Source organism: Spirosoma daeguense (genome assembly GCF_054776875.1).
The window spans coordinates 18,687-30,843 of record NZ_BAAHBF010000007.1; the positions used below are offsets into that span (position 1 = coordinate 18,687).

Annotated in this window: 14 protein-coding genes; 6 read left to right on the forward strand and 8 right to left on the reverse strand. The window is 45.9% G+C overall.

Features of this window, described 5'->3' with window-relative positions:
• Nucleotides 1-69 precede the first annotated feature (69 nt).
• A complete protein-coding gene (locus ACYVD4_RS21785; protein ID WP_460949357.1) occupies nt 70-1,398 on the forward strand; it encodes a DEAD/DEAH box helicase in 1,329 nt (442 codons plus the stop codon).
• Between the two features lie 91 nt (nt 1,399-1,489).
• On the forward strand, nt 1,490-1,915 hold the full coding sequence (locus tag ACYVD4_RS21790; RefSeq protein WP_460949358.1) for a cupin domain-containing protein: 426 nt from the start codon (nt 1,490-1,492) through the stop codon (nt 1,913-1,915).
• A 121-nt stretch (nt 1,916-2,036) separates the two neighbouring features.
• On the opposite strand, the gene ACYVD4_RS21795 is transcribed toward ACYVD4_RS21790, so the two are convergent.
• On the reverse strand, nt 2,037-3,347 hold the full coding sequence (locus tag ACYVD4_RS21795) for an MFS transporter (protein WP_460949360.1): 1,311 nt from the start codon (nt 3,345-3,347) through the stop codon (nt 2,037-2,039).
• 178 nt (nt 3,348-3,525) lie between these two features.
• On the opposite strand from ACYVD4_RS21795, the gene ACYVD4_RS21800 reads away from it, so the two are divergent.
• A complete protein-coding gene (locus ACYVD4_RS21800; RefSeq protein WP_460949362.1) occupies nt 3,526-3,705 on the forward strand; it encodes a hypothetical protein in 180 nt (59 codons plus the stop codon).
• 105 nt (nt 3,706-3,810) lie between these two features.
• Here the strand turns inward: ACYVD4_RS21800 and ACYVD4_RS21805 are convergent, their stop codons facing one another.
• Nucleotides 3,811-4,221, reverse strand: coding sequence for a VOC family protein (locus ACYVD4_RS21805; RefSeq protein ID WP_460949363.1), 411 nt, complete (start codon nt 4,219-4,221; stop codon nt 3,811-3,813).
• Between the two features lie 220 nt (nt 4,222-4,441).
• Between ACYVD4_RS21805 and ACYVD4_RS21810 the strand changes: the two genes are divergently transcribed.
• Nucleotides 4,442-5,557, forward strand: coding sequence for a glycoside hydrolase family 18 protein (locus ACYVD4_RS21810; protein WP_460949364.1), 1,116 nt, complete (start codon nt 4,442-4,444; stop codon nt 5,555-5,557).
• Between the two features lie 65 nt (nt 5,558-5,622).
• On the opposite strand, the gene ACYVD4_RS21815 is transcribed toward ACYVD4_RS21810, so the two are convergent.
• The 5 genes from ACYVD4_RS21815 to ACYVD4_RS21835 all read right to left on the reverse strand — a co-directional run bounded on the left by ACYVD4_RS21815 (nt 5,623) and on the right by ACYVD4_RS21835 (nt 9,781).
• A complete protein-coding gene (locus ACYVD4_RS21815) occupies nt 5,623-6,129 on the reverse strand; it encodes an META domain-containing protein (protein ID WP_460949365.1) in 507 nt (168 codons plus the stop codon).
• 129 nt (nt 6,130-6,258) lie between these two features.
• Nucleotides 6,259-7,047 carry a 3-keto-disaccharide hydrolase gene (locus ACYVD4_RS21820; protein ID WP_460949367.1) on the reverse strand — a complete coding sequence of 263 codons (789 nt, stop codon included), beginning with the start codon at nt 7,045-7,047 and terminating at the stop codon, nt 6,259-6,261.
• A gap of 105 nt (nt 7,048-7,152) precedes the next feature.
• On the reverse strand, nt 7,153-8,526 hold the full coding sequence (locus ACYVD4_RS21825; RefSeq protein ID WP_460949368.1) for a DUF4403 family protein: 1,374 nt from the start codon (nt 8,524-8,526) through the stop codon (nt 7,153-7,155).
• Nucleotides 8,527-8,671: 145 nt separating this feature from the next.
• Nucleotides 8,672-9,136, reverse strand: coding sequence for a YybH family protein (locus ACYVD4_RS21830; RefSeq protein ID WP_460949370.1), 465 nt, complete (start codon nt 9,134-9,136; stop codon nt 8,672-8,674).
• An 84-nt stretch (nt 9,137-9,220) separates the two neighbouring features.
• Complete coding sequence (locus ACYVD4_RS21835; protein ID WP_460949372.1) at nt 9,221-9,781, reverse strand: glycine zipper domain-containing protein; 561 nt, start codon at nt 9,779-9,781, stop codon at nt 9,221-9,223.
• Nucleotides 9,782-10,062: 281 nt separating this feature from the next.
• On the opposite strand from ACYVD4_RS21835, the gene ACYVD4_RS21840 reads away from it, so the two are divergent.
• Together ACYVD4_RS21840 and ACYVD4_RS21845 are read left to right on the forward strand one after the other, a co-directional pair.
• On the forward strand, nt 10,063-11,091 hold the full coding sequence (locus ACYVD4_RS21840; RefSeq protein ID WP_460949374.1) for a S66 peptidase family protein: 1,029 nt from the start codon (nt 10,063-10,065) through the stop codon (nt 11,089-11,091).
• Nucleotides 11,092-11,118: 27 nt separating this feature from the next.
• Nucleotides 11,119-11,355, forward strand: coding sequence for a DUF3820 family protein (locus ACYVD4_RS21845; protein ID WP_460949375.1), 237 nt, complete (start codon nt 11,119-11,121; stop codon nt 11,353-11,355).
• Between the two features lie 82 nt (nt 11,356-11,437).
• Here ACYVD4_RS21845 and ACYVD4_RS21850 read toward each other — a convergent pair whose 3' ends face one another.
• Nucleotides 11,438-11,983: a DinB family protein gene (locus ACYVD4_RS21850; RefSeq protein ID WP_460949376.1), complete on the reverse strand. Its 546-nt coding sequence runs from the start codon at nt 11,981-11,983 to the stop codon at nt 11,438-11,440.
• Between the last annotated feature and the right edge of the window lie 174 nt (nt 11,984-12,157).

The following is a 12,157-nucleotide window of genomic DNA, read 5'->3' on the forward strand; positions in this document are numbered from 1 at the left end:
GTAGGGCTAATCCCTGACTTGCTCTGCAAAACGTGCAATCGCTGACGGGTTTAGGCTTACTTTTAGGGTATGATAACCTCACAACAACAAACGCAGGTTCTGGCGAATCTGGGTATTTCGGCCCTGAATCCGATGCAGGAAGCTGCCCTGGAAGCGATTGGTCAGGATAATGATACATTTCTGATAGCCCCGACCGGTTCGGGTAAAACCGTCGGGTTTCTGTTGCCGATTCTCCATCTTCTCGAAACAGATGCTACGTTGGTCCAATGCCTGATTCTGGCACCTACCCGTGAATTGGCTATGCAGATAGAGCAGGTCTGGAAAAAGATGGGCACAGGTTATAAAGTGAATGTGTGTTACGGCGGGCACCCGATGGAAACGGAGATCAAAAACCTCAGTAACCCGCCTGCGTTGCTCATCGGCACGCCCGGTCGAATTACGGATCATATTTCGCGTCAGACGTTCTCGCTGGAGGGCGTAAAAACACTGGTACTTGATGAGTTCGATAAGTCGCTCGAACTTGGGTTTCAGGACGAAATGGCGTTTATTATCAGTAAGCTGCCGAATCTCAGGAAGCAGGTACTGGTTTCTGCTACGTCGGGTATACAAATGCCACCATTCATACGTCTCAACAACCCTACTACGTTGACGTTTACGTCGGAGCGAAATGAATCGGCTAATTTGACGGTAAAGCTGGTTTATTCAGAAGCGAAGGACAAAATCGATACGTTGTTTGAGTTGCTGTGCACATTCAATTCAGAGTCTGCGCTGATTTTCTGTAACCACCGCGAAGCCGTTGAGCGAACCAGCGCTTTGCTCAACGAAATGGGTATTTACGCTACGTTCTATCACGGAGGTATGGAACAGGACGACCGCGAACGGGCACTGATCCGGTTTCGAAACGGTAGTGTACGGTATCTGGTTACCACTGATTTAGGCGCTCGTGGACTGGATATTCCAGAAATGAAACACGTAATTCATTACCATTTACCAGCGCATACGCACGAATTTGTGCACCGCAACGGTCGAACCGCTCGCATGCACGCATCGGGAACCGCCTATGTAATTCTACACAGAAATGAGCCGCGCCCTGCTTATCTGGATGATACTTTACAAAAGCTTGAACTTCCAACAGCTGAGCAACTATCGTTACCAAAACCACCGGAGTTTGTGACGTTGTACATTAGTGGTGGCAAAAAGAATAAGCTGAATAAAATTGATATCGTTGGGTTTTTCGGTCAGAAAGGCCAGCTCGAGAAAGGCGATCTTGGTGTGATTGAGGTGAAAGATTTTAGCTCGTTTGCCGCCGTAAAACGCGAGAAAGTTGATACGTTGCTGAGCCGGATAAAGAACGAGAAAATGAAAGGCAAAAAGTATAAAATCGACGTAGCGCGCTGATGGATAAATGACGGAACAGACTGTTTTTCAGTATATTCAAATCGCGTTCATTACGAATTGATTCGTTTCACTTGTTCACTCTTTACTTTTGATGAAATCACTACTTATTTCCTGTATTATTCTGGCGAGTTTTGCCCCTGCCAAACTTCTTGCTCAGCACAACCACACTGCTACCAGCGAACCATCGAAAGTTAGCCGAACCATTATTCGTCAGCAGTTGCTGGCCGAAAAAGGCATTGATAACCGAGAAGTTCAGATGCTGGTTGTCGATTATCCGCCTAATAGTTCATCGCCATCGCATCGTCATCCGTGCCCCACGTTTGGGTACATTCTGGAAGGCGAACTCGAATCAGTTTTCGAAGGGAAAACCTATCATTACAAAAAGGATGATACCTTTTATGAACATACCAACGGTTTACATAGCTCAGCCAAAAATCCGAGTCCAACGGTTCCGGCCAAATTATTAGTTTTCTTCGTTGCCGAGCCGGGCAAACCAACGTCCGTTCTTGAAAAGTGAAATAACCCTCTTCTGTATAGTTGATCTTGTAGAGGTTTAATTTACCACCCCTAGCCCCTCCTGTTTTAGGAGGGGCTAGGGGTGGTAAATTAGGGAGTTACAGATTGAAAATAATAATGCTTTATCCGTCAACTGGCTCCGGCTTGCGCTGGTAATTGTCCGAAAGCAAGCGGTACGATTGCGATTGCATGGCCAGTAACGTAACGATGAGTCCAATCAGGCCGGTAACGGTAAATAACAACGCTAATCCTCTGTCTTTGCCGGTGCCGAACCAGTCGCCAATTAACGTAACACCGGCTCCGGTGGTCATAAACGGAATAAAAATATATTGGGCTATCGGGCCAATCATAAAAGCTGTAATAGGCGAGGCTGCCTGTTCAATACTTTGAGCAAAGCCGAATACCCTCCCTTGTCGTTCGGGTGGAATCAGTTTCTGCACAATGGTTTGTTCGGCCGATTCAACCACTGGAATCAGGCACAGATAACCGAACATACCAATTGCCAACAGCACAATAGAGGCCTGTATCGTGAAGAAAACGCAGATTGTCCACATCACGATGTTAGCCAGAAAAAGTGTACGTAGTGGCTTTTTGCCAAGTCCTTTTTTGGCTACAATCAGCCCGCCAATAATAAATCCCAGACTTAATACCCCCCACAAAATGCCCCACGTCTGCACTGAAACGAGCGAAAGGCCATACGCATCCATCAGCGACATAAAAACGCCCCCCAGAAAGTTGTTGAACGTATTGAAGAAAATCAGTGCAAACAAGCCGGGCATACCGCTCAACGCACGTATCGTTCCTCTGATGTCGATATGATTGGTTTGGCCTTCTACGTGAGCAATACCTTTTTCGGGAATACTCAAAAACCAGAGATGTACCAGCGTTAGAGCAGTCAGGCCGATGGCTACGACCAGTGTCCACGACATGCCCAGAAAGCCAATTCCCAACCCGCTGAAAATCGACGAAACTAGAAACGAAACCCCATTGGTCGTACCCACCATGCCGTTTGCCTTGTCGCGTTCGGCTTCGGGAATCAGCACCGTAACGAGGGTCGATAAAGCAATTGAACGGATGTTGCCGATGATGGCGCCAATCAGCGCTAGAATGACAAATGCCCAGAGAATAGGGCTGGCCGGATTGTTGAAGACTTTTTCGGACGTAGTGCTGTAAATAAAGAACGCCACTACGTAGAGAATCAGAGAGCCAATGCTCGAAACCAGCATCGCTATTTTCTTTTTGTAGCGGTCGACCAACGAGCCGAGAAAGAACCCTGAAAGTGCCACTGTTCCTGAATAAACACCAGCCATAATCGACGTAGCAACTACCGATTTGGTTTCGAGATAGACCCAGAACGTAACAGCGAACCAGACAAAGTTATTCGTAAGTGAAGCGGCCAGTGAGTTGGCCAATATGGCGTAGAAGGTTTTCATTAGACCTAATTTTATCAACCTTTAGGTTCGTCGGGCACTACGTTCCGGCTAGCGGGAAAAGACAACGAACTGCATTGAGTGTAGGATAATTACGGAATCGATACGTATCAATTCGGGCCGCAGAATAAAACTATGAAACCCCGGCAATAATGGATAAGTTTTACCAGAAAAAGACGCTATGAAACGTATCACTGTTGGTCGCTGGGCAGTCGGTGCTTTGGCCGTTGGGGCCGTGGCTATGGGCGCACTCGCGATTGGTGCGTTAGCTATCGGTCAACTACGCCTTGGTCGCGGATATATTGGCAAACTTCGAATTGGTGAACTCGAAGTCGATAAGCTGACTATTCACGACCAGTAACCACTAACACGATACAGGAGATAACCACCCTAATCAGTATTGATTAAAGTAGTTATCTCCTAATATATCAGTACGTTATAAGGTGTCTCTGCTAGTTTGGGAAGCCTAGTTTGTTGGCTCAACCGCTGATGGTTCCATGTATACTAATTCCCAGAGGTGACCATCCAGATCCTGATAGCCATGACTGTACATAAAACCCTGATCTTGTGCTTCGTTAGGTGTGGTGGCTCCCGCAGCAACGGCTTTACGTACCAGCTCATCGACCTCTTCGCGGCTTTCGGTTGATAGGCAAATGATCGCTTCGGCGGCTTTCGACGTATCGGTAATTTCTTTCTTAATGAAGCCTTTGAAGAATGGTTCTACTAGCAACATGACATAGATATCGTCGCTGATGATCATAGACGTAGCGTTCTCGTCGGTAAATTGCGGGTTAAAACTATAGCCGATTTTGGTAAAGAATTCGACGGATTTGCTGAGGTCTTTAACGGGCAGGTTTACAAATATCTTGGTTGCCATAAGTAATTGTTGTTTAGTTGATTACATAACAAAGGTACTGCCTGAACTGGTAAGAATTGATGGGTAATTGCGACAATAAGCAGGGTTATTCCGACAACTTCTCTGGGGGAGTAAAGACGTAGCAAAAGACAGGGAAAACGGGTAGTGTTACGTTCTGATCTCTAACCGGGATTATTAAATTACATGCTTACTAAATGTTCATTTATAAATCATTACGTTGATGCTGCGTCTCTATTTTCTGATTGGAGTTTTGTGTGCTACGTTCCTGTTGCTGACTGGTTTTAAGCCAGAACCGAAACCAAAAGTGATAGCTTATGTGGGCGGCTTTCGGGGCTTGGTGAATACAGATCTGATTGCGGTTGAGAAACTTACGCACATCAATTACGCCTTTGTCGATGTTCGGAAAAATCGGGCGTGGCTGCACAATCTGGAGACCGATTCAACCAATTTCAAGAATCTGAACAACCTGAAAATACGTAATCCAGAGCTTAAAATTCTGATTTCTATTGGCGGCTGGGCCTGGAGTGAGAACTTCTCTGATGCGGTGCTGAGCGATACGGCACGCGTGGCGTTTGCGGCTTCGGCGGTCGATATTGTGCGTCAGTACCAGTTAGATGGCGTCGATATTGATTGGGAATATCCGGGGATGAAAGGCGAAGACAACGTATTCAGACCCGAAGACCGTGAGAATTTTACGCTACTGTTCAAAGCGCTACGTGAGCAGTTGAATACGCTCAAACAGCAAACCGGAAAAGAGTATCTGGTAACAACCGCCCTGCCGGGATTTAGTGAAATCTTTACGCATACCGACATGGGACAGGCACAGCAATATCTGGATTATATCAATGTCATGTCGTACGACCATTTCACCGGTGGACCACTGGCTGGGCATCATACCAACTTATACGCGACTGGAAAAGTCGACAATGAACAATCGGCTGATAATGCGGTGAAACTATATAAAAAAGCGGGCGTACCGGCCGAGAAACTGGTTATGGGTATTGCGTTTTACGGGCGAGCGTGGCAACTCCAAACTGGCGATCCAAACGTGCATCCGCGTACGATTGCGAAAGTGGAACGGGGCGGTGGCTACACATTTATCAAAGACAGCCTGATCACCAACCCGGATTATAAACGTTACTGGGATTCTCGGGCTAAGGCACCGTATTTATATAATGCCAAATTAAAGCGGTTTGTGTCCTATGATGACGAACAATCAGTGAAAGAGAAATGTCGCTACGTAAAAAAGAAAGGGTTGGCGGGTGTTATGTTCTGGGAGTATTTCAGCGATCCCAATACGTATTTGCTCAACGAAATAAACCGTGATTTGCGTTAATTTCTTACGCCATAAAAAAGCCCTGAAGTTACTGTTCAGGGCTTTTTTATGGCGTAGTACGGGCGCTACTTACGTGTGAAATACATAATCTCGCTAGGTTTATCTTTCGATCCCAAGTATAACTGAAGCTGGTTTGAACTAGGAAGTTCAAAAAATGTAGCTTTCGACAGACGTTCTATAAACTGGGTTTCTGCCCGCATATCTTCGTCGGAGCCGCCCATCATGGTTGAGATAAAATCGGTGGTCGAAACGATCAACCCTTTTTGCTCGTTGATCTCAAATTTTCCGCCATAGTGATTGATAAAACTACGTCCGCCAACACGTATCGAATCGCCGGACTTATCCTGAAAAACTAAGGTTGCCCGGTTTTGTAAAGCGGAGGGTAGCGGGTTATTCTTGTAGTTGGTTAGAACCCAGTTTCCTTCCAGCGAACTCATACTGGCACGCATGGCCTGCACATTTGCTGATGAAGGTGTTGGGTCGGGCACAACGTTATTCTGATTGCAGGCCAACAGTTCTATGCCAAGAAATACAGGCAGAAACAGTCGCCCGGTCATTTTTACGATATTCATAGTTTTTTCTGTTTAATGAATGACTATGTCGACAGAACAATGACCGTATCTATGGGTGAATGGTTGGAACGTAGCAAAAAAAAGCAGCACTCAGTGGAGTAGCTGCTTGAGAATCTTGTTAGAAAAAATCTAAAAATCAGTGTTCCCTTCTTTTATATCACGTTTTTGAATCCAGATATTGCGGTAAAGTACGTCGTGGCCTTCGGCTTGTAGTTTCAGGCCACCGGGCGTATCGGTGATGCCTTTGCCGCCGTCGTTACCACCATCGATGCCTGAGTTAGCACCACCCCACACTTGGTTGATTTTCTGGTTTTTGTGGACTTTTTTACCATTGAAATACATCGTTACCATAGCCGGTTCAACTCGTTTGCCATCTTTAAATCGGGCCGCCCGGAACAGAATATCGTAAGCATTCCACTTGCCTACGCCGTTGTAAGCATGGTAAGGTGAGGGAGTTTCGTTGATAACGGCGGCCATTCCGTGCGACGTAGTATCGCCATCGAGCACCTGAATTTCGTAGCGATTCTGTAAGTAAACGCCACTGTTGCCACCCGGTTTGCTGATGAAGAATTCAACATGCAGCCGGAAATCGCGAAACGTTTCTTTCGTAACAATATCCGCCGATCCATATTTGCCGCCTGCCGCCGATGGATCGTTGCTATTCAGCACCATATCACTGCCTGAGGGACCTTTTTCAACCATCCACTTAATGGGTAACGTAGCAGCCAGCCGGGGGCCTTGCCAATACGTCCATTTTTCATCAAGCATTTTGCGTGAACCGTCGAATAAAATGTCGGCACCCTTCGGTGCTTTCGTCCCAACGCCTACCTGAGCTAGTGTTGGGGTAAACGTAGTGATACCAATTGCTACAGGCAAAATACAGCGAAAAAGCGCAGCAGGCTTAAGTATAGAGAACATTCCGAAATTACGTTTGAACGATTTAATGAATATGACCCAATAAGCCGCAGAGCTCACTCATTTACCCATGCAAACCAGTCACTACGTGTCATAAACGTATACTTTTTATAACTGCTTTACCTGTAGCCCTACCTTCGACTCCACCCGAATCATTACCTGAATTTCGTTGGGACGTATTGCGATTTTTTCGGGTACGAATCGAAAATCCCGAATACCCAAATCAGTTTTTTCGCCCGGCTTCCCTTTTTCAAACGCTTCGTTGATTTTTTTAGGAAGTTGCTCAATATCATCTCCCAAAGGAATAATTAATAGGCTTTGTAACATCTTCCGTAACCCTGCGTGCCAGATTTCGCCGGTGTCTTTCGCCAGTAAACTTCCGCTTTCAGCGTCAAAATCCAGATTGTTTATTCGAAGAGCCTTGGTAGTTGTATCAAACTCGGGGCGACCTTTCAGATAGACAGTCCCATTCAGAAGTCCATCAACTTCAGCTTTGATAATGAGCGATTTTTGCCCACCGTATACCGAGGCTCCTTTTAACGTAACAGTGCCTAATGCCATTTTTTTCGGCTCCCGGCCAATGCTGATTGCCAGCATCTTATTGATGTCGGTATATGGAATTGCACTTAATATGTGCAAATCAGATGTTGAGTCTATTTTTTCCTGTTTCTGCAACTGTGGTAAAGGCGTTTCACGATAGGCGGGTTGTTGGGGTTTTATTTCAGTTTTAGTATCAAAGGCAATCCGCAAGTGTGTCGTTAATGATTTCGCATTGCCCGTAACTGTACTGGCTCTTATCCCAATCGGTTGGGGAAGAAGCCAGAGGCCATAATCACGGCTGATAAGAAGCGGCTTTTGTAAATCTCGCCAGATAGGACGTACCATTCGGTCGAGTCGCAGGTCTTTATACAAAGCGGAGTCGATAGCCGTTTCGATTGAACTTTGGTACTTTTCCAGAATTTTCTGCGCCATATTGGTTAGCGAAATGTCTTTACCAAGCAACCGGATATCGGGCTCTTTTATCCAGGTATATTTCGTGAATTTGGTCTGGCTGGCCAGCCGCCAGTTGGAGGTTACGCTAATGGGCGATTTAAAATTGACGTGTAGAGCACTGAATCCTTTTTTAGGCGGTGTTGTGTCGTTGCTAAATGGCTTTGTTAACCACATCTGTAATGGTGCCGACAGTTGGATCTGATTGTCAATGTATTGAACCTGCACAGGGCCCATGCGTTTCACCCGAAACGAAAGTATTCCTTTATTTTCGCCGTTCTTGGTTCCTTTCCCAATCAAGACCGGATCAAGCTCACTATTGATTTTATCCTGTAATTCGCTCAATTGAAACGTAATAGAAGCAGCTACGTACGAAACTTTGGCAGCTATAGGAGGATCGAACCCCGTTGCTTCAGGAGCACGGGGTTCTTTTTTCTGACACTGACTAAACAGCAGACAACTGCTCAGCACAGCAACTAATAATCGTTTCATGAATGGTAGCGTAGCGTAAACTCTATTACTGGCCTAACTCACATAGTGCTATGTATGTTTTACCAATTGGTTCGTTACGTATCATGCCTAACGTAATGCCCCATCTCTACGGATAGAAATGGGGCATTACGTTAGGCATTGAAATTTATTGTTTCGCCTGCACGGGCAAATCTTCGAGCTGAGCGTAGCTGAGTTTCCAGCTATTATCGGTTCCTTTTTTCCAGAGCAGAATAAAATTTCCTTCACCGTACCCTCTGGTTTGCTGACCCGGTTCGGGGAGTACATCAACCGAGAACGTACCGGCTTCGTAGGCCATCTGGGTATCCGTTGCTGAACTCACTACGTTGGTTTTGAGGTCGTTCAATGTTGGTAACGTAGCGCGTACCCATTTTTCGGAAACTTCCGATTTTCCTCGGAAATGCGTTTCTCCCTGAAGAAAATGAACATCGTCGGCCAGTAATGAAATAATCTGATCCGGGTTTTTGCTGTTCCAGGCCCCAATGAACTGCTGATTAAGCGACTGAATATTAACAGCTTCGTCTTGCTTGACACAGCCCGTAAACAGAGCCGTTGCCAACAACGTATAGAGAATTAGTTTCGTGGTTTTCATAACAAAAGTAGAATAGTGGTTGAGTAATGGAAGGCCGAACTTTATTTTCAACGTAGTGAACGTAGCGTCCGGCCTGTTAACAATTTACCAGCTTTTACGACGATATTCCGACGATGGATACGCCGTGTTGTGATCGCCAAAGGTAGGATTAAGCAGGAATGAGTTATCGACTGCATTTGTACTGGCTGCCAGCATTGTTGGAACGGTCGACGTAGTAGCCGGTGCTAGTGCCGGTGTGGCTTGTGCAGCAGCTACCGAGCGTACCGATGGGTTTGCTTTGGCATGAAGCGCCCGTTCGCGTTCAACGGCGGTCGCAACAGCTCGTTCACGTTCGGCCGCAGCGGCTACGCGTTCACGTTCGGCGGCTGCGCGGGCGGCAGCTATCCGAGCGGCTTCTTTGTTTTTATTGTCTTTATGCTTGCCAATAGCGTAGCCAGCGGCTCCACCTACGGCACCGCCAATGAGGCCGCCTACAGCACGATTTCGTTTGTTTATGATGGCACCTGCGGCACCTCCGGCTACGCCCCCGATAACGGCACCTTTAGCCTGTGGGCTCCAGCTACGTTGCGCCTGAACTTCGGTTGAAAAGCCAATGAGGAAGCCCGTCAGCACCAGAAGTACGGCAAAAGAATGGAACGTTTTCATCGTCTTTTTTTAGTTAGGTTAAACTTGTATTTACATCAATAAGACAAATCATGGCGATAAAGGTTTAGTGAATTTCTTATTGCCAATTACCGAAAAGTTGAACGTAGTAATTTATCTTTATACGTTTATAAATGATCGAAAAAGGCTTTTTTTGTGCGTAGAGGGTCAAAATGTGTTAAATAGAGTTCTTGAAAAATCCTGATGAGGTATCTGTAAATTTTTGTCTAATCCGCCGTTTTCGGCTATATTTCTGCATCAATGATTGACGCTTTATAAACCTGATGCCTTCACGCCGATCCTTTCTTCAGGCCGCCAGCCTGTCGCCTTTTGTATCGCTGGCTGCGAGTCAGAATCCCCCCGCAATTATTAAACCCGATCGGCTTCGTCAGGGCGATACTATTGGTTTATTCTGCCCTGCTGCACCTGCCTACAGTCGCGAAACTGTACAGATTGCGCAGGAGTCTTTACAAGCACTCGGTTTTCAGACCAAACTAGGGCCGCATATTTATGATCGGTATGGTTATCTGGCCGGTCGAGATGCTGATAGAGCTGCCGATTTGCATGCTTTTTTTGACGACAAAAGTGTGAAAGCAGTGATGGCTATTCACGGTGGATGGGGATGTGCCCGTTTGCTGCCCCTGCTCGATTACTCACTTATGCAACGGAATCCGAAACTGCTGATTGGGTATAGCGATATTACCGCCTTATTGTTAGCCATTTACGCCAAAACTGGATTGGTTACCGTGCATGGCCCGGTTGGTTCGGCTACATTCAATGCGTATACGGTCGACTGGATGAAGCGAACGCTGATGGAAGGTGAACAGGTTACGATGCGAAATCCAGTAAATAAAGGCGACAACCTTACCCAAACTCAGGACCGTATTACCACCATTAAATCAGGACTGGCTCGCGGACGTTTGGTAGGAGGAAATCTAACCGTTTTGACCCATTTAATCGGGTCGGCTTACCTGCCCGACTGGCGAAATACGATTCTGTTTGTGGAAGATACACATGAAGAAGTATATCGAATGGATCGGATGCTCACACACTTGAAACTAGCCGGAATTTTGGATCAGGTGGCGGGTTTTGTTTTCGGGAAATGTACCGATTGCGAACCAACAGGTGGAGGTTACGGCTCGTTAACGATGGAAGATATTATAACAGAACATATACTGCCTTTAGGAAAACCGGCTTATTCCGGTGCTATGATTGGTCATATACGGGATAAATTTACCGTTCCGCTGGGTATCGATGCTGAAATCGATGCAACTGCTGGAACGATCCGGCTGCTTGAATCGGCGGTGGGATGATTTAATACTACGTAATGAATTTAAATAATGAATAGAGAACAGTCGATGGGTAACCCGCAATTGTTGAAAGAATTACTTCATTATCAGATGCCATTCGGTAAACATAAAGGGCAACTGATTCGACATTTGCCTGTTTCGTATCTGGAGTGGTTTGTACAGAAAGGGTTTCCGGCGGGTAAGTTGGGAATGCTCCTGCAAACAATGTATGAAATAAGGCTGAACGGACTGGAATACCTGTTAGATACTCTGCAACGTAGCAAATAGCAACGTAGTGTTTACTCTGTTTCTAATTGGAGACGTAACAAAAAATCCCTCACCAGTGAGGGATTTTTTGTTACGTCTCCAATTAGAATAATTTTTCGTTTGGCGGCTTGATGCCTTTCATACGAATGTAAATTGTTGTCTGGCCGCGATGGTGCGTCTGATGTTCAAACGCTTTGGCCAGAGCCACTTCGCGCGTCATTTCACGTTGGCCCATTTTTACATTTTCGGCCAATTGCGCATCGGTCATACCTTTAACCGCATCGATCACGAAATCATAACTTTCCAGAACAGCTTTCGTTAGTGCAGCTTTTGTTTTAAGCTCGCTCATTTCTTCCAGTTTTTTTCCCTGAAATGGGTTGGCTTTTCCGCTGGCAAGGGCTGCAAAATTGTAGTTAGCTGCGGCTAAATGCAGCATTTGTTCGGCAAAACTGCGAATCTCTGGCGTTGGTTTAAAATTGATACCATCTTCCGACATCACGTCCAGATATTCTTTGGTGTAATCTTTGGCGCGTTGCCAGTCGGCTGTTAGTTGCGAAATGGTTGTCATTGGGCGGGCAGCCTGAGCTGAAAACCCCAGAAGCAGACCCAGAAAGACAACCACTAATCGAAAGCGTAATGAAGTTTCCATGAAATAGGTAGTTTGTTTATCAAGTAAAAGGGGGGAGACTCGCGAAGTTACTGTAGTAAAAAATGGCAGTTACAGACTGATAAACAACGTACTATAAACGGATTTTTTTTCGTAAAATCGCCAATCCAATTGGGTTATTATGGCGTAAATGGCTGATAAAATCTGAGCATAAGT